Source organism: Pararoseomonas sp. SCSIO 73927, from assembly GCF_037040815.1.
Taxonomy (GTDB): Bacteria; Pseudomonadota; Alphaproteobacteria; order Acetobacterales; family Acetobacteraceae; genus Roseomonas.
In genome coordinates, this window is the sequence record NZ_CP146232.1 from 2126275 (window position 1) to 2146978 (window position 20704).

At 71.7% G+C, this 20704-nt stretch carries 17 protein-coding genes; 12 read left to right on the top strand and 5 right to left on the bottom strand.

Features of this window, described 5'->3' with window-relative positions; all coding sequences use genetic code 11:
- The first annotated feature begins 80 nt into the window (after positions 1-80).
- Positions 81-1067: a tripartite tricarboxylate transporter substrate-binding protein gene (locus tag VQH23_RS10070; protein ID WP_338665507.1), complete on the top strand. Its 987-nt coding sequence runs from the start codon at positions 81-83 to the stop codon at positions 1065-1067.
- A gap of 114 nt (positions 1068-1181) precedes the next feature.
- Here the strand turns inward: VQH23_RS10070 and VQH23_RS10075 are convergent, their stop codons facing one another.
- Positions 1182-2048 carry a calcium-binding protein gene (locus VQH23_RS10075; RefSeq protein ID WP_338665508.1) on the bottom strand — a complete coding sequence of 289 codons (867 nt, stop codon included), beginning with the start codon at positions 2046-2048 and terminating at the stop codon, positions 1182-1184.
- 207 nt (positions 2049-2255) lie between these two features.
- Between VQH23_RS10075 and VQH23_RS10080 the strand changes: the two genes are divergently transcribed.
- From VQH23_RS10080 to VQH23_RS10095, 4 genes are all read left to right on the top strand, one after another.
- Complete coding sequence (locus VQH23_RS10080) at positions 2256-2771, top strand: tripartite tricarboxylate transporter TctB family protein (RefSeq protein WP_338665509.1); 516 nt, start codon at positions 2256-2258, stop codon at positions 2769-2771.
- A complete protein-coding gene (locus VQH23_RS10085) occupies positions 2771-4270 on the top strand; it encodes a tripartite tricarboxylate transporter permease (RefSeq protein ID WP_338665510.1) in 1500 nt (499 codons plus the stop codon). The genes VQH23_RS10080 and VQH23_RS10085 overlap by 1 nt, the downstream gene beginning before the upstream one ends.
- A gap of 393 nt (positions 4271-4663) precedes the next feature.
- On the top strand, positions 4664-7114 hold the full coding sequence (locus tag VQH23_RS10090; protein WP_338665511.1) for a PAS domain-containing protein: 2451 nt from the start codon (positions 4664-4666) through the stop codon (positions 7112-7114).
- Between the two features lie 9 nt (positions 7115-7123).
- The gene (locus VQH23_RS10095) at positions 7124-8086 is read left to right on the top strand and encodes a response regulator (RefSeq protein ID WP_338666084.1); all 963 of its coding nucleotides are present in this window, start codon (positions 7124-7126) and stop codon (positions 8084-8086) included.
- A gap of 251 nt (positions 8087-8337) precedes the next feature.
- Here VQH23_RS10095 and ndk read toward each other — a convergent pair whose 3' ends face one another.
- Both ndk and nhaA read right to left on the bottom strand, forming a co-directional pair.
- A complete protein-coding gene (gene ndk / locus VQH23_RS10100) occupies positions 8338-8760 on the bottom strand; it encodes a nucleoside-diphosphate kinase (protein ID WP_338665512.1) in 423 nt (140 codons plus the stop codon).
- A 101-nt stretch (positions 8761-8861) separates the two neighbouring features.
- Positions 8862-10055, bottom strand: coding sequence for a Na+/H+ antiporter NhaA (nhaA, locus tag VQH23_RS10105; RefSeq protein WP_338665513.1), 1194 nt, complete (start codon positions 10053-10055; stop codon positions 8862-8864).
- 138 nt (positions 10056-10193) lie between these two features.
- Here nhaA and VQH23_RS10110 point away from each other — a divergent pair, with 138 nt between their 5' ends.
- The 3 genes from VQH23_RS10110 to VQH23_RS10120 are packed head-to-tail and all read left to right on the top strand — an operon-like array spanning position 10194 to position 13161.
- Positions 10194-12077, top strand: coding sequence for an ABC-F family ATP-binding cassette domain-containing protein (locus VQH23_RS10110; protein WP_338665514.1), 1884 nt, complete (start codon positions 10194-10196; stop codon positions 12075-12077).
- 22 nt (positions 12078-12099) lie between these two features.
- Positions 12100-12693: a DinB family protein gene (locus VQH23_RS10115; protein WP_338665515.1), complete on the top strand. Its 594-nt coding sequence runs from the start codon at positions 12100-12102 to the stop codon at positions 12691-12693.
- Between the two features lie 51 nt (positions 12694-12744).
- Positions 12745-13161, top strand: coding sequence for a nuclear transport factor 2 family protein (locus VQH23_RS10120; RefSeq protein ID WP_338665516.1), 417 nt, complete (start codon positions 12745-12747; stop codon positions 13159-13161).
- Between the two features lie 6 nt (positions 13162-13167).
- Here the strand turns inward: VQH23_RS10120 and VQH23_RS10125 are convergent, their stop codons facing one another.
- Entirely contained in the window at positions 13168-13410 is a 243-nt protein-coding gene (locus VQH23_RS10125) for a DUF6356 family protein (RefSeq protein WP_338665517.1), read from the bottom strand.
- Positions 13411-13535: 125 nt separating this feature from the next.
- Here VQH23_RS10125 and VQH23_RS10130 point away from each other — a divergent pair, with 125 nt between their 5' ends.
- Positions 13536-14003 (top strand): Lrp/AsnC family transcriptional regulator, encoded by a 468-nt coding sequence (locus tag VQH23_RS10130; protein ID WP_338665518.1) that lies wholly within the window; start codon positions 13536-13538, stop codon positions 14001-14003.
- A gap of 249 nt (positions 14004-14252) precedes the next feature.
- Here the strand turns inward: VQH23_RS10130 and VQH23_RS10135 are convergent, their stop codons facing one another.
- Entirely contained in the window at positions 14253-15587 is a 1335-nt protein-coding gene (locus tag VQH23_RS10135; protein WP_338665519.1) for an FAD-binding oxidoreductase, read from the bottom strand.
- Between the two features lie 91 nt (positions 15588-15678).
- Here VQH23_RS10135 and VQH23_RS10140 point away from each other — a divergent pair, with 91 nt between their 5' ends.
- From VQH23_RS10140 to VQH23_RS10150, 3 genes are all read left to right on the top strand, one after another.
- Complete coding sequence (locus tag VQH23_RS10140) at positions 15679-17679, top strand: hydantoinase/oxoprolinase family protein (RefSeq protein WP_338665520.1); 2001 nt, start codon at positions 15679-15681, stop codon at positions 17677-17679.
- Positions 17676-19250 carry a hydantoinase B/oxoprolinase family protein gene (locus tag VQH23_RS10145; protein ID WP_338665521.1) on the top strand — a complete coding sequence of 525 codons (1575 nt, stop codon included), beginning with the start codon at positions 17676-17678 and terminating at the stop codon, positions 19248-19250. The genes VQH23_RS10140 and VQH23_RS10145 overlap by 4 nt, the downstream gene beginning before the upstream one ends.
- Before the next feature lie 97 nt (positions 19251-19347).
- Complete coding sequence (locus VQH23_RS10150) at positions 19348-20664, top strand: NtaA/DmoA family FMN-dependent monooxygenase (RefSeq protein WP_338665522.1); 1317 nt, start codon at positions 19348-19350, stop codon at positions 20662-20664.
- The last annotated feature ends 40 nt before the right edge of the window (positions 20665-20704 follow it).

The following is a 20704-nucleotide window of genomic DNA, read 5'->3' on the forward strand; positions in this document are numbered from 1 at the left end:
GAATACCCGGGCAAGGCGGATTCTGCGCGGCGCGAAGTCGGGCTAGGATCGGGGGGACGAGTCCATGGGAGGACCGACCGATGACCCACACGACCACCCGCCGCGGCCTTCTGGCCGGGGCCGCCGCCCTCGCGGCCCTGCCCGCAACCCTGCCCGCGGGCGCGCGGGCCCAGGGCGCGCCGCGCTACGGCAACCTCAGCATGTTCATCCCCGCCGCGCCCGGCGGCGGCTGGGACGGTCTGGGCCGCGCCATCGAGCAGGTGGCGCGCGCCGCTGGCCTCGTCGGCTCCATACAGTTCGAGAACGTGGGCGGCGCCGGTGGCGCCGTGGGCCTGCCGCGCTTCGTCGGCCAGCGCCGCGGGCGGCCGGACGCGCTGATGGTGGCCGGGGCCGTCATGGTCGGCTCCACCATCACCAACAAGAGCCCGGTGGGCGTGCGGGACGTGACCCCGATCGCCAAGCTGACGGACGAGGCGAGCGTGATCGTGGTGCCCGCCAGCTCGGACATCCGCGACATCAAGGGCCTGATGGACGCGCTGAAGGCCGGCCCGCGGGCCGTCTCCGTAGGCGGCGGCTCGGCGGGCGGCATCGACCACATCCTGCTGGGGCTGCTGATCAAGTCCGTAGGCGGCAACGCGCGCGACGCCTCCTATGTCGGCTTCGCCGGCGGCGGCCCGGCCCAGGCGGCCATCCTCGGCGGGCAGGTGAGGGCGGGCATCTCCGGCCTCTCCGAGTTCTCCGAGCAGATCAAGGCCGGGCGGATGCGCGCGCTGGCCACCAGCAGCGAGGCGCGCATCGACCCGAATATCCCGACCCTGAAGGAGAGCGGGATCGACCTGGTGATGGGCAACTGGCGTGGCCTCTTCGCCCCGCCCGGCATCAGCGCGCAGGTGCGGGAAACGCACCAGCGCTTCGCGGCCGACCTGAACGCCCTGCCGGCCTGGAAGGAGTTGCTGAAGACCCGCGACTGGGCCGATGCCTATGTGGATGGCCCGGCCTTCGAGGAGTTCCTGAAGAGGGACGTGGAGGCCACCACGGCGGTGCTGAAGGATATCGGCCTGGCCTGACGGTCCGCCCCGGGAAGGGGAGGGAGCTCGTCCTCTCCCCGGACCCGTCCTCCTCCGGACCCGGGAACGATCCGGCCAAGGGGGGAGGCTCGGGGCAGGGTCACCCGTACCTCGTCATCCCAGGATATGGATGTCGCCGGCCGAGAGGGCGGCGCCGGGCAGGGTGGCGATCAGGACCGCCGCGCTGCCGCCGGCACCATCCGCGTCCCACCACAGCCGGGCCGCATCGGTCTCGAAGATGAACTGGCCGGTGCCGGAGGAGGAATCGGCGCGCGCGGCGGTGTTGGCGGTGAAGTGGCCGGTGGCGTCGCCCCCTGCGACGAGGCCGCCGCCGAAGCCCGCCGCCGAGACCTCCAGGATGTCGGTGCCGGGCGCGAAATCGGTGGTCGTGTCGCCGCCCTCCGCGGGGGCGGCGTAGCGGAAGCGGTCGGCGCCCGCGCCGCCGGTCATGCAGTCCGCGTCCTCGCCGCCGGAGAGGGTGTCGTCTCCGGCGCCGCCGTAGAGGAGATCCGCGCCCGCCCCGCCCCAGAGACGGTCGTTTCCGGCACCGCCGAGGAGCCTGTCCTCCCCGCCGGCGGCGTGAAGGATGTCGTTCCCGGCACCGCCCGCGAGGGTGTCCGCGCCCGCGCCGGTGGCGGCGAGGAGGGCGGTGCCGGCGCCCAGTGCCGTCCCGTCGATGCTGGCGGAGAGGGCGGCATCGGCGAGGACGGCGATCGTGCCCCCGGTAAAGGCGGCCGCCGCGCGGGGGCCGAGGACGAGGCTCTGCGCGCCCGTGCCGCCGAGCATCAGGCCTTCCATGTTCCGCAGCCCGGCGAAGTGGGCGTCCGTCAGCGCGGCGTCGGAGAGGAGGATCACGGCGTCCAGGCCGCGGCCGCCATCCAGGGCGCCGGCCGCGGCCAGGCCGGCCGCATCGTGCAGCAGGAAGAGGTCGGTACCGCGCGTGCCGGTGATCGCGGAGGTCGGGTTCAGGTAGACTGCCACGCGCGGCTCCTCGGTCTTCCCGGGCGCCGGGTGCGGGTCCTTCGAGCGGCACGGTGGCAGGGGCGGGTGAAGGAAAGGTAAGGACCGCGCGGGCCGGAGAGGGGCGGGCGCCGCTTCCGCTTCCGGCGGGGCCATGCCATGCAGGCGGCGAAACGCCGGGCGTCGTACCCCGTGGGACGGCGCGGCGGAAGAGGGAGTGGGAAGGCCATGATCGAACCCCCGGCCGCGGAGCCCTTGCGCGCGCGCCCCGGCACGCCGGGGGCCGATCTCGGCGTCGGGCTCTTCGTCGTCGCGATCGGCCTGCTGACGCTCTACGCGGCCTGGGCCATTCCGGACTCTCCGATCTACGCGCAGGTGGGCGCGACGGCCGTGCCCATCCTCGTCGGCGCCGCGCTGGTTCTGCTGGGGATCGCGCTCTGCGTCTCCGCCTCGCGCGGCGGGTGGAGCGGGGGGCTGGAGGAGGAGATGGCCGCCCCGCCGACGAACTGGCGGGCGCTCGGGCTGCTCGGGGCGGGGCTGGCGGTCCAGCTCGCGCTCATCGACTGGCTGGGCTTCGTGATCGCGGCCACCATCCAGTACGTGCTGGTCTGCGCCGCCTTCGGTTCGCGAAAGCCGCTGCGGGACCTGGCGATCGGCATCGTCGTCACCCTCGGCGCCTTCCTCGGCTTCTCGCGGCTGCTGGGCGTGAACATCGGCGCGGGCGTGCTGGAGGGAATTCTCTGATGGAAACCTTCGCCAACCTCGCCGCCGGCTTCGGCAATGCGCTGACGCCGATCAACCTGGCCTGGGCGCTGCTGGGCTGCTTTCTCGGCACCGCCATCGGCGTGCTGCCGGGGATCGGGCCGGCGCTGACCATCGCGCTGCTGCTGCCCGTGACCTTCAAGGTGGAGGCGACGGGCGCCTTCATCCTGTTCTGCGGCGTCTTCTACGGCGCGATGTACGGGGGATCGACCACCTCCATCCTGCTGAACACGCCGGGAGAGAGCGGGTCGATCATCACCGCGCTCGAAGGGGCGAAGATGGCGCGGAACGGGCGCGCCGGGCCCGCCCTCGTCACCGCCGCCGTGGGGTCCTTCGTGGCGGGCACCGTCGGCACGCTCGGCATCTCCTTCGTCGGGCCGCTGGTGGTGGAGGTAGCCCTGAAGCTCGGGCCGGCCGAGTACTTCTCCCTGATGATGCTCTGCTTCGTCACCGTCTCCGCCGTGCTCGGCGGTTCGGCGCTGCGCGGCCTGACCTCGCTCGGCTTCGGGCTGATGCTCGGGCTGGTGGGGATCGACCTGCAGACCGGGCAGCCGCGCCTGACCTTCGGCGTGCCGGAGCTGCTGGACGGGGTGAACGTCGTGCTCGTCGCCGTCGCGCTCTTCGCGGTGGGCGAGACGATGTACCTGGCCTGGCGCCACGTGGAGGGCGGGCAGGTGGTGCGGCCCATCGGCAAGCTCTGGATGAGCGCGTCCGACTGGCGCCGCAGCATCGGGCCCTGGATCCGCGGCTCCTTCCTCGGCTTCCCCTTCGGCGTGCTGCCGGCGGGCGGCACGGAGATGCCGACGATGCTGAGCTACTACGCCGAGCGCAAGCTGGTCCGCCCGGAGCACCGCGAGGAGTTCGGCACCACCGGCGCCATCGAGGGCGTGGCCGGGCCGGAGGCGGCGAACAACGCGGCGGCCGCCGGCATCCTGGTGCCGATGCTGACCCTGGGCCTGCCCACATCGGCCACGGCCGCGATCATGCTCTCCGCCTTCCAGTCCTACGGCATCCAGCCCGGGCCGATGCTGTTCACGCAGCAGGCCGCGCTGGTCTGGACGCTGATCGCCAGCCTCTACATCGCCAACGTCATGCTGGTGGTGCTGAACCTGCCGCTCGTCGGCCTCTGGGCGCGCATCCTGAAGATCCCGACGCCGCAGCTCTACGCGGGCATCCTCGTCTTCGCGACGATCGGCACCTACGGGATCAGCAACTCGGTCATTGACCTCGTCCTGCTCTACGGGATCGGGATCATCGCCATGTTCATGCGGCGCTTCGACTTCCCCACCGCGCCGGTGGTGATCGGGATGATCCTCGGGCCGATGGCGGAGCAGAACCTGCGGCAGGCGCTGACGATCAGCCAGGGGGACTGGTCCACCTTCCTCACCCGGCCGATCTCCCTCTTCATCCTCGTCCTCGCCGCGCTCGCGCTGCTCGGGCCGCGGCTCTGGGGCGTTTGGCGGGCACGTCGGGCGGGCTGATCCTGCCGCGTCCGGTCCGTGGCCAGGGAGAGGAAGAAGGAATTCTTCCTCTCCCCGGACCCCTCACCATCATCTTCTTCTTCTAGTAGCTGGTCTCTCTCGGTTGACGGTGCGCCTCGGGTCGATGACCCGAGGCGACTGCAAGGGCAGGAAGGGGCCCGTCACGCGGAGACCCCGTCGCAGGACGGCGTGGCGGCAGCCAGACGGGGGTCCAGGGGCCTCAGGCCCTTGGCGGGGGTTCCAGGGGGCAGCGCCCCCTGGTTCCGGACAGATCCGATGGAGCCCGCTGGTGGCGGAGGCGCGGGGGGTGACCTATATCGGCCCGGTCCTCATCCTGGTTGCTGCCTTGCCCTCACTCCCTCCCGAGAGCGCCGGTCGGCCCGGCGGTGACGCTTGATCCCGGTTGATTTCGAGGCCCTGTTCGGCGCCTCGCCCAACCCTTACGTCCTGCTTGATCCGGGTCTCGTCATCGTCGCCATGAACGAGGCCTATCTCGGCGTGACCATGCGGACCCGGGAGTCGCTTCTCGGGCAGAACATGTTCGAGGCCTTCCCGAGCGATCCCGGCTCGGAGGGCCATCGCCTGCTGCGGGCCTCGCTGGACCGGGCGACGCGGCTGGGAGAGCGGGACCACCTGCCGCTGATCCGGTACGACATCTCCCGGCCCGATGGCGGGGGGATGGACCAGCGGTTCTGGAGCGCTACCCACTCGCCGCTGCGCGGGCCGGATGGGGCGGTTGCCTTCGTCCTGCAGCACACGGTGGACGTGACCGAGCTGCACCGGCTGCGGGAGATGGCGCGCCGGATCGGGGTGGCGGGCCCGGCGGCCGGGATCGAGAGCGACGTGATCCGCCGGGCCGAGGCGGTGCAGCAGGCGAACTCCGCGCTGGAGGAGGAGCGGCGCTGGCTGGAGAGCCTGTTCGAACAGGCGCCGGGCTTCATGGCCGTGCTGGAGGGGCCGGAGCACCGCTTCGCCATGACCAACGCCGCCTATCAGGGGCTGGTCGGCGGGCGCGAGGTGCTGGGGCTGCCCGTGGCCGAGGCGCTGCCGGAGGTGGTGGGGCAGGGCTTCGTGGAGCTGCTGGACCGGGTGCGGGAGAGCCGGGAGCCCTTTGTTGGCCGCGGGTATCCCGTGCGGCTGGTGCAAAGCGTAGGCGGGGAGCCGGAAGAGCGGTTCATCGACTTCATCTTCCAGCCGATTCTGGAGGAGGGTGCCGTGACCGGCGTCTTCGTCCAGGGCCACGACGTGACGGAGACGAAGCGCGCGGAGGACGCGCTGCGCGAGAGCGAGGGCCGCTTCCGGCTGGTGGCGGACAGCGCGCCGGTGAAGCTGTGGATGAGCGGGCCGGACGGGACGTTCGCCTATCTCAACCGCGCGCACCGCATCTTCTGGGGCCTGCCGGAGGAGGCGGTGGCCGGGTTCGACTGGTTCGAGATGGTGCACCCCGAGGACCGCGCCGCCTTCCGCGCCGCGCACGACCTCTCGCTTCGCGACCGGACCGGCTTCACGGCCATCACCCGCTTCCGCCGGCATGATGGCGCCTGGCGCACGCTCCGGACGGAGGCGCAGCCGCGCTTCACGCCCGATGGCGGCTTCCTCGGCCTGATCGGCGTGAACGTGGACATCACCGAGATGCAGGAGGCGGAGGACGCGCTGCGCCGGGAGAAGCGCGTGCCGGAGGTGCTGAACGCCACCGGCGCCGCCATCGCGGCCGAGCTGGACCTGGACCGCGTGGTGCAGATGGTGACGGATGCGGGGGTGGAGCTCTCCGGCGCCAAGTTCGGCGCGTTCTTCTACAACGTGCTGGACGACAAGGGCGGCAGCTACATGCTCTACGCCCTCTCCGGCGTGCCGCGCTCGGCTTTCGAGAGCTTTCCCATGCCGCGGGCCACGGCGGTGTTCCAGCCCACCTTCAAGGGCGAGGGTGTCATCCGCTCGGACGACATCATGGCCGACCCGCGCTATGGCAGAACGGTGCCCTATGGCGGAATGCCGCCGGGGCACCTGCCCGTGCGGAGCTACCTGGCGGTGCCCGTCACCTCGCGCTCCGGCGAGGTGCTGGGCGGGCTCTTCTTCGGCCACCCGGAGACGGCGCGCTTCAAGCCGGAGCACGAGGCGCTGCTGCGCGGCATCGCCGGCCAGGCCGCCATCGCGATCGACAACGCCCGCCTCTACCAGTCCGCCCAGCGCGACATCCGCCACCGCCGCCGCGCGGAGGAGCAGCTGCGCCAGCTGAACGAGACGCTGGAGGCCCGCGTCGTCACCGAGATCGCGGAGCGGCGGCAGGCCGAGGCCGCGCTGGCCCAGGCCCAGAAGATGGAGTCCATCGGCAAGCTCACCGGCGGCGTCGCGCACGACTTCAACAACCTGCTCCAGGTCGTCTCCGGCAACCTCCAGCTCCTCACGCGGGACGTGGCGGGGAACGAGAAGGCGGAGCGGCGGCTCTCCAACGCCATGGCGGGGGTCACGCGCGGGGCGAAGCTGGCGGCGCAGCTGCTGGCCTTCGGGCGGCGCCAGGCGCTGGAGCCGAAGGTGGTGAACATCGGCCGCCTGCTGGCGGGGATGGAGGACCTGCTGCGCCGCTCCATCGGAGAGGCGGTGGAGATCGAGACGGTCGTCTCCGGCGGGCTGTGGAACACGCTGATCGATCCCGCGCAGATCGAGAACGCCATGCTAAACCTGGCCATCAACGCGCGGGACGCGATGGACGGGACGGGGCGGCTGACGATCGAGGTGGGCAACGCCTTCATCGACGACGCCTATGCCCGCGCCCACCCGGAGGTGAACCCCGGCCAGTACGTCATGCTGGCCGTGACGGACACGGGCTGCGGCATGCCGCCCTAGGTGCAGGAGATGGTCTTCGAGCCCTTCTTCTCCACCAAGGCGGAGGGGAAGGGCTCCGGCCTCGGCCTCTCCATGGTCTACGGCTTCGTCAAGCAGTCCGGCGGCCACGTGAAGATCTACTCCGAGGTCGGGCAGGGCACGACGGTCAAGCTCTACCTGCCCCGCGCGCGGAAGGCGGAGGACGTGGTCGTCTCCGTCGAGGGCGGCCCCGTGACGGGCGGCACCGAGACGGTGCTGGTGGCCGAGGACGACGACGCCGTGCGCGCCACCGTGGTGGAGCTGCTGACCGAGCTCGGCTACCGCGTGCTGAAGGCGCGGGACGCCGCCAGCGCGCTGAGCGTGGTGGAGAGCGGCGTTCCCATCGATCTCCTCTTCACCGATGTGGTGATGCCCGGGCCGATGAAGAGCACGGAGCTCGCCCGGCGCGCGCGGGAACGCCTGCCCGGCCTCGCGGTGCTCTTCACCTCCGGCTACACGGAGAACTCCATTGTCCATGGCGGCCGGTTGGACGAGGGAGTGGAACTTCTCTCCAAGCCCTACACGCGGGAAGCGATGGCGCGGAAGCTGCGCCAGGTGCTGGCGGGCGCCGTGCGGGGAGCCGCATCCGGGCCCGCCGCCCCGGCGCGCGTGCTGCTGGTGGAGGACGACCCGCTGATCCGCGCCAGCACGGCGGAGATGCTGCGCACCGCCGGGCACGAGGTGGCGGAGGCCGGGAGCGCGGAGGAGGCCCTGGCCCGGCTGCGCGAGGCGGAGGTGGGGGTGATCGTCACCGACCTTGGCCTGCCCGGCACGTTAGGTGACGCCTTTGCCCGACAGGCGCGCGCCCTGCGGCCAGGAGTCGGGATCGTCTTTGCCACGGGGCAGGACGGGGCGCCGGAGAACGCGCCGGACGACGCGCTGCTGCTGCGGAAGCCCTACGATGCGGCGGGGCTTCTGGAGGCGGTGCGGCGGGCTGGGATGGGCGCCGGCTGACGGGATGTCCCGGGGAGAGGAAGAAGTAATTCTGCCTCTCCCCGGACCCCTCACCATCATCTTTTTCTAGGCTTCGGAATTACCCGGCTGATAGTGCGCCTCGGGTCCACGACCCGAGGCGACTGTAAGGGCAGGACTAGTCCCGCTGAGCAGAAACCTCGTGTCAGGAAGGCTCGGCGGCAGCCCGATGGGGATCCAAGGGCCTCAGGCCCTTGGCGGGGGGCCAGGGGGCGGAGCCCCCTGGTTCCGTCTCAGCCGACGATCTCGGAGCCGGCGAAGAAGAAGGCGATCTCGGTCGCTGCGTTCTCGGCGCTGTCGGAGCCGTGGACGGAGTTCGCCTCGATGCTCTCGGCGAAGAGCTTGCGGATCGTGCCCTCGGCCGCGTTGGCGGGGTTGGTGGCGCCCATGATCTCGCGGTGGGCGAGCACGGCGTTCTCACCCTCGAGCACCTGCACGACCACGGGGCCGGAGGTCATGAAGGAGACGAGGTCCTTGAAGAAGGGGCGCTCCTTGTGGACGCCGTAGAAGGTCTCGGCCATGTGCTGGCTCATCAGGATGCGCTTCTGGGCGACGATGCGGAGGCCCTTCTCCTCGAACACGGCGTTGATCTTGCCGGTGAGGTTCCGGCGGGTCGCGTCGGGCTTGAGGATGGAGAAGGTGCGCTCGGTGGCCATGGCGGCGGATTCCTTGTTTCGAGTCGGGGGCCGGGTAGCCGTGCCGGGGCCGTTCGGCAAGGGGGACGGCGGCGGGGGCGCCAAAACGTAACCGGGCGGCCCTAGCGGGAGGGGCTGCCCGGCCAGTCGCCCGGGGCCACGCGGAGCAGGGCGTAGCCCAGCAGGCCGGAGACGAGGGACCCGGCGAGGATGCCGATCTTCGCCTCTGACTGGAGGAGCGGATCCCCCGGGAAGGCGAGAAGGGTGATGAAGAGGCTCATGGTGAAGCCGATGCCGCAGAGCAGGGCGGTGCCGAAGAGCTGGGTGCGGCTGGCATAGGCGGGGAGGTCGGCGAGGCCGAGCCGGATGGTGAGCATGGCGGCGCCGAAGACGCCGACGGCCTTCCCGACGAGGAGGCCGAGGCCGACGCCGAGGGTGACGGGGGCGGCGAAGGCCTCGGCGGGCAGACCCAGGAAGGGCACGCCGGCGTTCGCCAGGCCGAAGATCGGCACGATGAGGAACCCGACGGGGAGATGGAGGGCGTGCTCCACCTGGTGGAGGGGGCTGGCGGCTTCGTGGTCGGGGGCGGCCGGGGTGGCCCGCAGCGGGATGGCCAGCGCCAGGAAGACGCCGGCGAGGGTGGCGTGGACGCCGGAGCGGAGCACGAGGACCCAGAGGACGAGGCCGAGGAGGAGGTAGGGCCACAGGCGCAGGACGCCCATGCGGTTGAGGCCGAAGAGCAGGGCGAGCACCAAGGCCGCCCCGGCCAGGTCCGGCAGGGAGAGGCCGGAGGTGTAGAACAGCGCGATGATCACCACGGCGCCGAGGTCGTCGATGATGGCGAGCGCCGCGAGGAAGACGCGGAGCGACGCCGGGACGCGCTTGCCGAGGAGCGAGATGACGCCGAGCGCGAAGGCGATGTCCGTGGCGGCCGGGATGGCCCAGCCATGGGCGGATTCCCCGGGGTTGAAGGCGAGGAAGACCAGGGCGGGCACGGCCATGCCGCCGGCCGCGGCGATGCCGGGCAGGGCGCGGCGGGGCCAGGTGGAGAGCTGGCCGTCCAGGGCTTCGCGTTTGATCTCCAGGCCGACGAGCAGGAAGAAGACCGCCATCAGGCCATCATTGATCCAGTGCTCGACCGAGAGGGGGCCGAGATAGGCGTGCAGCACGCCCTGGTAGGCGGTGTTGAGCGGGGTGTTCGCGATGACCAGGGCGAGGGCGGCGGCCCCCATCAGCACCAGCCCGGCGGAGGACTGCCCTTCGAGGAAGCGGCGCAGGGCGCTGGGCCGGGTATCGTGGTGGGCGGCCTGGACCATCGGGACTCCGTTTCGTGGCGGGGGATGGCCCCTAGCACGGGCGGCGGCGGGGGGAAGGAACATTCCAGGGTTCCTCCTGAAATGATGCGGCGCATCATCAGCGTTCCGTTGCCGGGGGCGGCGCGGTAGAAGCCGGGCATGACGGTGCTTGCCCTTCGCGACCTGACCATCCGCATGGCCGGGCGCACCCTTCTCGACGGCGCGAACCTGCAGCTGGACCCCGGGCGCAAGCTGGGGCTGGTGGGGCGGAACGGGACGGGGAAATCCACCCTGTTCCGGGTGGTGACCGGCACCTTGCAGCCCGATGGCGGTGAGGTGCGGATCGCCGCCCGCGCCCGCATGGCGCATGTGGCGCAGGAGCAGCCGGGGACGGAGGTGTCGCTGCTGGAGACGGTGCTGGCGGCGGACACGGAGCGGTCCGAACTGCTGCACGAGATGGAGAACGGCGATCCCACCCGGCTGGCGGAGGTGCAGGAGCGGTTGATCGCGATCGGGGCCGATGCGGCGCCGGCGCGGGCGGCCACCGTTCTCGCGGGGCTGGGGTTCGACGCGGAGGCGCAGCAGCGCACCGTGCGCGAGTTCTCCGGCGGCTGGCGGATGCGCGTGGCGCTGGCCTGCGCGCTGTCCCTGGAGCCGGACCTGCTGCTGCTGGACGAGCCGACGAACCACCTGGACCTGGAGGCCACGATCTGGCTGGAGGGGTGGCTCCGCCGCTTCCCGGGTGCGGCCATCATCATCTCCCACGACCGGGAGGTGCTGGACGAGTGCGTGGACAGCATCGCGCACCTGGACCGGGGCAAGATCACCACCTACCCCGGCGGGTACTCGGAGTTCGTGCGGATCCGCGGGGAGCGGATGGCGCAGCAGGCCGCGCTGAACGAGAAGGTGCTGGCCCAGCGCGCGCACATGCAGGCCTTCGTGGACCGGTTCCGCGCCAAGGCGACGAAGGCGCGGCAGGCTCAGTCCCGTCTGAAGGCGATCGAGAAGCTGCCGCCGGTGATCGAGGTGGCGGAGGACGGGTCCACGCGGTTCGAGTTCCCGGACCCGCCGGAGGTGCCGCCGCCGATCCTGACGATGTACGACGCGAGCGTGGGCTACGGGAACCGCACCATCCTCTCCGGCCTTGGGCTGCGGCTGGACCAGGATGACCGGATCGCGCTGCTCGGCGCCAACGGCAACGGCAAGTCCACTCTCGCGAAGCTCATCGCCGGGAAGCTGGAGGCGCGCTCCGGCGAGGTGAAGCGCACCCAGCGGCTGAAGATCGGCTACTTCGACCAGCACCAGGCGGAGGCGCTGGACCCGGAGGGCACGCCGCTGTCCCACATGCAGGCGGCGATGCCACCGCAGGCGACGGTGACGCAGGCGCGGTCCCAGCTGGCGCGCTTCGGGCTGGACGAGGACCGGGCCACCACCCTCATCCGCAACTGCTCGGGCGGGGAGAAGGCGCGGCTAATGCTGGCCATCACCACGCGGGACGCACCGCAGCTGCTGATCCTGGACGAGCCGACGAACCACCTGGACATCGACGCGCGCGAGGCGATGGTCCGGGCCCTGGCGGACTACAAGGGCGCCGTGGTGCTGATCACCCACGACCCGCACATGGTGGAGCTGGCGGCCGACCGGCTCTGGCTGGTGGCAGACGGCAAGGTCTCGCCCTTCGACGGAGACCTGAACGACTACCGGGCCTGGCTGGCGAACCGCGCGCGGGACGACCGGCGCGAGGCGCGGGCCGCCAAGGGCGACCCCGCCGCGCCGGCCAAGCCCACCGCCGCGAGCCGGGCGGCGGCACGCGCCGCCCTGGCCCCGATCCGGGAGCGGGTGAAGGAGATCGAGGCGCGAATGGAGAAGCTGCGCCTGGAGGACGGGCTGCTGGAGAGGAAGCTCTCCGACACCGGGACCTATGCCCGCTTCAAGCCCTCCGACATCGCCTGGGCCAATACCCGCCGCGCCGCCATCGCCGCCACGGTGGCGAAGCTGGAGGAGGAGTGGCTGGAGTTGAGCGAGAAGCTGGAAGCCGCCTGACCCGGCATGGCAGGCTGGGCGCATGGACGCCCCGTCTCTGCACCATGCTGCCCTGCCCTATCGCGCCATGGCCCGAAACAACGCCTGGGCCAACCACCGCCTGCTGACGGCCTGCGAGGGACTGTCGCAGGCGGAGTTCGTGGCGCCGCGAACCGGCTTCTTCCCGAGCCTGCGGGCGACGCTGAACCACATCCTGGTCATCGACCGCTTCTACGTGGACGCGATGGAGGGCGGCACGCTGGGGCCGGCCGCCTGGGCGGACCCGGAGCCCTGCGCCACCGTGGCCGCGCTGAAGGCGGCGCAGGCGGCGGTGGATGCGCGGCTGATCGCGATCGCCGAGGCGCTGGACGCGGCGGGGCTGGCACGGATCGTGGCCGTGCACCGCGGCAGCCGGGTCCAGCACGAGCGGATGGACCGGCTGCTGCTGCACCTGTTCCAGCACGACATCCACCATCGCGGCCAGGCACACGCCATGCTCAGCGGCACGCGCGTGGCACCGCCGCAGCTGGACGAGTTCTACGCCGCCGAGGAGGCGCCCCTGCGCGCCGCCGAGTTCTCGGCGCTGGGCTGGACGGAGAGGACCGTCTGGGACCGATCCGACACCCTTCCGGAATGATTGCGGCCTGACGCGCCGCCGCGGCACTGTCCTTCCCGGGAGGGTAGGGCCATGACCGAGGACGAGACGGGCGCACGCAACGTGGCGATGGTGCAGGGCGTGTACGAGCGCTTTGCCAGGGGCGACCGGCAGGCGCTCTACGACGCCCTCTCGCCGGAGGTCCACTGGACCTCGGCCGGCGACGAGACGGTGCCCTGGGCCGGAACCCGCCATGGCCATGACGGCGTCCGGGACTATTTCGCGCGCCTCGACAGGGAGTCGGAGGCGGTGGGCTACGAGGTGGAGCAGGTGATCGCCCAGGGCGAGTGGATCGCCATTCTCGCCAGGGTCCGTCGCCGCGCGCACGCGACCGGGACGATCGGGGATTATGCCAAGGCCGACTTCATGCGGATCGTGGATGGCCGTGTGGTGGACTTCCGCGAATTCTACGACACCGGTCGGGTCTGCCGTGACTTCCGCCTGGGCTGAGGGCGCTCAGGCGCCCTGTCGCAACCCGGCAAGCTTCTCCGCCCTCACGCGGTTCACCACCATCCGGTCGTGCAGCTGCGTGACCGTGGCGGAACCCGTGCGCGTGAAGAGGAAGGGCAGCAGGGCATGGACGAAGCAGGCCATGGACCCCAGCAGCATCCGCCAGCCGAACCAGGCCGCCGTGTGCATGTGCTCCCCGTAGCTCTCGCCAACGGCGGCCGGGTGTTCCGTGAAGGAGGGCAGCGCCATGTCCAATCCCCTGCAATGACGGCGGCATCGTAGTGGCGCGAACGGGGTAAGTTCTTGCGTTCGTGTGCTCCGTTTCCCAGGATAGCGGCACGCCATGCCCGGGATCGGGCCAGTTCTGGAATACCATGCCCCTGGACAGCTTCGACCGTAAGATCCTCGACCTCCTCCAGGCGGATTCGACCCTCCCCGTCGCCGAGATCGCGGAGCGGGTGGGGCTGTCGCCCTCCCCCTGCTGGCGGCGCATCCGGCGGCTGGAGGAGGAAGGGGTGATCCGCCGCCGCGTGGCGCTGCTGGACGCGGCGAAGATGCGGGTGGGGGTCACGGTCTTCGTCACCATCCGCACCAACCGCCACTCCATGGACTGGGCGGAGCGCTTCTGCCGCGCGGTGAGCGAGATCCCGGAGGTGCTGGAATTCCACCGCATGAGCGGCAGCGTGGACTACCTGCTGCGCGTGGTGGTGCCGGACATCGCGGCCTATGATGGCGTGTACAAGCGGCTGATCGAGATGGCGGACCTGTTCGACGTGTCCTCCAGCTTCTCGATGGAGCAGATCAAGTACACAACAGCCCTGCCGACGGGATACGCGGGCTAACGGACGGGTTCTGCGCTTCCGGTCTGTCCCGGGGAGAGGAAGAAGGAATTCTTCCTCTCCCCGAACCCCTCACCATCATCTTCTTCTAGGCTTCAAGTCGTCCGGCCGACGGTGCACCTCGGCTCCATGAGCCGAGGCGATTGCAAGGGCAGCAAAAGAGCAGCGGCAGCCAGACGGGGTTCCAAGGGCCTCAGGCCCTTGGCGGGAGAGGTCCGGAGAGGGCAGAGCCCTCTTCGGGACAGACCGCCTTCAGATCATCCCGGGCTCGCGGATCGGCGAGCCGTCCACCAGCCGGTCCAGCCGGAAGGGCGCGGGGTCCACGAGCGGCGTGCGGCCGAGGATGAGGTCGGCCGCCAGGTGCCCCGCCCCAGGGCCGATGCCGAAGCCGTGGCCGCTGTAGCCGGTGGAGACGAAGAGGCCGGGGATGGCGTCGATGGGAGCGATCACCGGCACCGCGTCCGGGGTGGAATCGATCCAGCCGGCCCAGGTGGAGTCGGCCTGCGTGCCGGCGAGGGCGGGCCAGGACTTCGCGAGCTGGGCGAGGGCGGGCTCGGCCACGCCGTTGGCGGGGGCGGGGTCCAGGGTGCGCATGTCCTCCGCCTCGAAGGGGGAGGGGCGGTCGAGGGACCACTTGCCGTGCCAGGCGTCCGGGCCGCGCAGGAAGGAGGAGCCGATGCCGAAGGCCACGCTGTTCCAGCGGCTGCGGAGGGTGGGCCAGAACAGGCGGGCCTGGCGGATGCCGGCCGGGGTCAACTCGATCCGGCCGCGGTTGTTGGCGGCCACGATGTAGCCGCCGTTGCTGCGGCGGCTGATGGTGATGTCCGGCGTGTAGATACCGCCCTTCGTCACCTCGGGCGCCGCCTTCGTCAGGAAGACGGTGGAGAGGACGCTGGCCTGGGGCAGGAAGACCCCGTGACGCCGCAGCATCATGGCGGACCAGGCGCCGCCAGCCACCAGCACGGCATCGGCCTTCACGCGGCCATGCTCCGTGACCACGCCGGCCACGCGGCCGGCGGTGATGTCCAGCCCGCGCACGGCGCAGCGCTGGTGCAGGGTGGCACCGAGGGCGCGGGCAGCTTCAGCGAGGCGAGGGACGGCGACGAAGGGCTCAGCCATGCCGTCGCGCGGGGAGGAGACGCCACCGATCCAGGCGCCTTCGTTGCCGGGCGTCGCGGCGCGGGCCTCGGCGGCGGAGAGCATCGTGCTGTGCTGCTGGTAGCCGCGGGCCATCGTCACCCAGCGATCCCACTTGGCCAGCTCCGCCTCGCTGCGGGTGACGTAGGTCAGGCCGTCGCGGCGGAAGCCGAGATCGGCGCCGGTCCTGGCGGGCAGGTCGGCCCAGAGCTCGAGGCTGCGCTGCATCAGCGGGATCTCGCGCTCATCCCGGTTCTGCACGCGGCACCAGCCCCAGTTGCGGCTGGACTGCTCCCCGGCGACGACGCCCTTCTCGATCAGCGCGACGGAGCGGCCAGCGGCGGCAAGGTAGTAGGCCGCCATGGTGCCGGCGATGCCGCCGCCGATCACGGCCACGTCCACCTGGGACGGAAGGGCGGCGTCGCTCTGCACGCGGGCGATGGGGGGCATGGGGACGTCCTGTGGCTTCTAGGCGGGGGTGTGCCTGCCGTTTCCCCGGGTCTAGGCTTCGTGCTGCGTTGCGGCAACCGGGGGATGGGCATTGCGGGGCAGGTGGGACATCGGCACCGACATCGGCGGAACCTTCACCGACATCATCGCGGTTCGGCCGGATGGCGGGGAGACGCGGATCGCCAAGGTGCCGTCCCGCCCCGCGGAGCCGGTGCGGGCGATGCTGGAGGCGCTGGCGGCGGTGGGGCTCTCCGCCGCCGATGTGCGGCGCTTCGTGCACGGCACCACGCGCGTGACGAACGCGCTGGTGGAGGAGCGCCTGCCGAAGGTGGCGCTGGTGGCCACCGAGGGCTTCGAGGACGTGCTGGAGATCGGGCGCTATCGGCGGCGGGAGCTGTACCGGCTGGACGTGCCGCCGAAGGCGCCGCCGCTGGTGCCGGCGATCCTGTGCTTCGGGCTGCGGGAGCGGCTGGACCACACGGGCAAGGTGCTGCGGCCGCTGGACGGGGCGGAGCTGGACCGGCTGGCGGCCTGGCTGAAGGGCAGTGGCGTGGAGAGCGTGGCGGTCTCGCTCCTGCACGCCTACGCCAATCCCGTGCACGAGCGGATGGTGGCGGAGCGGCTGCGGGAGGTGGTGCCGCATCTCTGCGTCTCGCACGAGGTGAATCCGGAGGCGCGGGAGTATGAGCGCGCCTCCTCCACCGCCTTCAACGCGGCGGCGATGCCGATCGCGGTGGAGTACCTGACGGAGCTGGAGGGGCGGCTGCCGATCGGGGCGGGTCTGCAGGTGTTCCACTCGGCAGGCGCCATGGTGCCGGTGCCGGCGGCGAAGCGGCGGCCGCTGGTCATGGCGGCCTCCGGCCCGGCGGCGGGCGTCTCGGCCTCCGCGCGGCTGGCGCGGGAACTGGGGCGGGACCGCGTGCTGACCTTCGACATGGGCGGCACCACCACGGATGTCTGCCTTGTCGTCGACGGGCAGGCGGAGATGACGGATACGCGCATGATCGGCGGGCGGCCGATGCGGCAGCCGATGCTGGCGGTGCACTCCATCGGCGCGGGCGGCGGCTCCATCGTGAGGCTCGGGCCGGGCGGGCTCTCCGTGGGGCCGGAGAGCGCGGGATCGGAACCCGGCCCGGCCTGCTACGGGCGGGGGGGCACGAAGGCGACGATCACGGACGCCAACGCGGTGCTCGGCTACCTCGATCCGGAGGCGCGGCTGGGCGACACGATCCAGCTCGACATAGGGGCGGCGCGGCGGGTTGTGGCGCCGGTCGGCGAGGCGCTGGGGATGGGCGTGGAGCAGGCGGCGCTGGGCATCCTGCGCGTGGCGAACGCCGCCATGGCGCGGGCGCTGCGGCGGGTGACGGTGGAGCGCGGCGTGGACGGGCGGGACTGCGCGCTGCTGGCCTTTGGCGGCGGCGGGCCGATGCACGCGGCGGGGCTGGCGGAAATGTACGGGCTGCGGGAGGTGATCGTGCCCGCCGCCTCCTCCGCCTTCTCCGCGCTGGGCTGCCTGACGGCGGATTTCTCCTTCCTGCAGCAGCGCACGGTGCGGCTGGCGCTGGCGGGGCTGGACGCCGCCGGCTTCGCCGCGCGCGTGGAGGAGATGGAGGCGGAGGCCCGCGGCCCGCTGATCGCCAATGGCGTGGAGCCGGAGGGGATCGCGATGGAGCACGTGGCCCTGATGCGCTACGCCGCGCAGAGCGAGGCGACGCCGGTGCCCTTCGCCTTGCCGCTGGACCCGGCGGTGCTGGAAGCGGATTTCCACGCGCGGCACCGGCAGCTCTACGGCTACGCGACGAACGAGCCCTGCGTGATCGAGGGGCTGCGGGTACAGGCGCGCAAGCCCTCCACGGTGGCGCTGGCGCGGCCGGATGTGGGGCGGCCGGCGCGGCCATCCCGCGTGCGGGACTGCGTGTTTCCCGGGTTGGGGAAAGTCTCCACGGTGATCCTGCCGCGCGAGACGCTGTCCGGCGCGGTGGCGGGGCCGGCGATCATCGAGGATGCCTGGTCCACTACCGTGGTGCCGCCCGGGTGGCGGGCACGGGGGGATGCGATGAGGAACCTGTTCCTGACCGGGAGCGACGCATGAGCGCCCTCGACCCCTTCGCGGTGGAGGTGATCCGCCACGGGCTCTCCGCAGCGGCGGAGGAGATGAGCCTCGTCGTCGTGCGCTCCGCCCGCTCTCCCCTGCTGCGGGAGGCGGGGGATCTCTCCTCCGCCATCACCGATGCGGAGGGCGGGCTGGTCGGGCAGGGGCGGGACATTCCCGTCCATCTCGGCGCCATGGCCTACACGGTGAAGGAGCTGCTGAAGGCCTGCCCGGCGGAGACGCTGAAGGAGGGCGATTCCCTCATCTACAACCTCGGCATTCTCGGCGGGAACCACCTGAACGACGTGAAGGTGGCGCGGCCGATTTTCGTGGAGGGACGGCTGGTGGCCTGGGCGCTGTCGCTGGCGCACTGGCCCGATGTCGGCGGCACCTGGCCGGGCAGCTACCTCGCGAAGGCGGTGGACACCTTCCAGGAGGCGATGCGGATCCCGCCCGTGCCGATCACCACGGCGGCGGGCGTGAACCGGGGCGTGCTGGCGATGATCCTGCACAACGTGCGCGACCCCGTCTCCTGCGAGGGCGACCTGCTGGCGCAGATCGCGGCGACGCAGGCGGCGGAGCGGCGCATCCGCGAGCTCTGCGCCACCCACGGCACGCAGGGCTTCGTGGACGCGATGGCGCGGCTGCACGACCTCTCGGAAGCGGAGATGCGGGAGGCGATCCGTGGGATCCCCGACGGGGCCTACGAGGGCGAGGACTTCCTTGACGACGGCCGCCCCGATGGCGGCCCGGCGCGCATCCACGCGCGCATCCTCATCAACGGGGAGGAGGCGGTGATCGACCTCTCCGGCAGCGACGACCGGGTGGCGAATTTCTGCAACACCACGCCCTACATCGCGCGCTCCGCCGTCGCCTACGCCATGCGGGTGATGAGCGGGCGGGAGATGCAGCAGAACGCGGGCGCGCTGCGGCCGCTGACAATCGTGACGCGCCCCGGTTCCATGCTGGAGCCGGGCTGGAACGCGGCGGTGGCGGCGGGGAACCACGAGACGGCTGCGCGGATCGTGGACGCCATGTTCCGCGCGATGGAGCGGGTGATCCCGGAGCGGCTCTCGGCGGGCGGCCCCACCACCTCCGGCCTGCTCTCCTTCGCGGAGCCGATGCCGGATGGCGGCTGGCGGATGCTCTACGAGGTGCATGGCGGCGGCGAGGGCGCGCGGCACGATCGCGACGGCTCGCCCGCCACGCGCGTGCACCTGACCAACACCTCCAACACTCCTGCCGAGATGATCGAGGCGAACTACGCCATCCGGCTGGAGCGGCAGGCGATCCGGCGCGGCTCGGGCGGCGCAGGCGCGCACCGGGGCGGGGACGGGATCATCCGCAGCTACCGCATCCTGTGCGAGGAGATGTGGCTGACCACCTGCGTGGAGCGGACGAAGATACGGCCCTACGGCATGGCGGGTGGGGAGCCGGGGCAGCCCTTCCGCATCGTGCTGGAGCGCGCGGGCGTGCAGACGGAACTGCAGGGCAAGGCGAACCTGCTGCTGAAGCGCGGCGACGTGGTGACGCTGGAGGGCTGCGGCGGTGGCGGCTTCGGCGCGGCGTGATCGGGCCCCCGCGCCTCTCCATTATGGGGCTGGCGCCGGGCGGGGTTCAGGCATGATCCTTGCGATCCCCCGCCCGGCCTGAACGGAGACGCCCACCTTGCCCCACCCCTTCCATCTCGGCTGGTTCCTGCAGGGATCGAGCGTGCAGGCCTGGGGCGAGCCCTGGACCGGGAATATCGGGCAGGAATGGATGCAGCCCGACCTCTTTGTGGATATGGCGCGGGCGCTGGAGCGGGCCTGCTTCGACTACATCCTGCTGGAGGACAGCTCCTATGTCGGCGAGGCCTATGGCGGCTCGCGCGAGATCTACCTGAAGAACGGCCTCTCCGTGCCGCGGCAGGACCCGTCGGTCGTCGCCACCCTGCTCTTCGCGGCCACGAAGCGGATCGGCGTCTGCACCACCCTCGCCACCTTCACCCACCACCCCTACCTGCTGGCGCGGATCATCGCCTCGCTGGACCAGGTCTCCGCCGGGCGCGCGGGGTGGAACATGGTGACGGGCAGCAGCGACATGGCCGCCCGGAACTACGGCCTGGACGGCCTGCCCGAGCACGACCTGCGCTACGACATGGCCGACGAGTACATGGCCTGCGTGAACGCGCTGTGGGACAGCTGGGAACCGGGCGCGATCGTGGCGGACCGCGAGGGCGGCGTGCTGGTGGACCACACGAAGGTCCACGCGGTGGACTTCAAGGGCAAGTGGTACGCCTCCCGCGGGCCGCTGAACTCCGGCCCCTGCGTGCAGGGGCGGCCGGTGATCGCGCAGGCCGGCGGATCGCCGCGCGGGCGGCAGTTCGCGGCCACCCATGGCGAGACGATCGTGGCGAACCCCAAGGGCATCGCGTCGATGAAGGCCTATCGCGAGGACGTGCGGGCGCGCGCCGCGGCGGTGGGGCGCGACCCCGACGGCATCAAGGTGCTGTTCCTCGTGAACCCGATCATCGGCGAGAGCGCGGAGCACGCGGAGATGCGGCGGCTGGAGCGCATCGCGAACGCGGACCGCAAGATCGTCCAACGCCTGGCGCACTTCAGCAAGGTGACGAACATCGATTTCGGCAGCATGGACCTGGACAAGCCGATCGACGAGAACCTCCGCACCAACGGCCACCAGCAGAACCTGGACACGCTGAAGCGCCTGGGCGCCGGCGGGAAGACCCTGCGCCAGGCCTTCACGGACTACAGCGGCACGGGCCTCTCCGTGGATCTCTGCGGCACGGTGGACACCATCGCCGGCCAGATGGCGGAGGCGATGCAGGAGGTGGGGGGAGACGGCTTCCTCCTCTCCATGGGCGACGTCTCCCGCCGCGTGGTGGCGGAGGTGGCGGACGGGCTGGTGCCCGCCCTGCAGGCGCGCGGGCTGGTGCGGCGCGGGTACGACCACGCGACGCTGCGGGAGAACCTGCTGGCCTTCTGAGGCGCCGGGCTTTCCGCTAGACAGGCCCGGCAACGGAGGG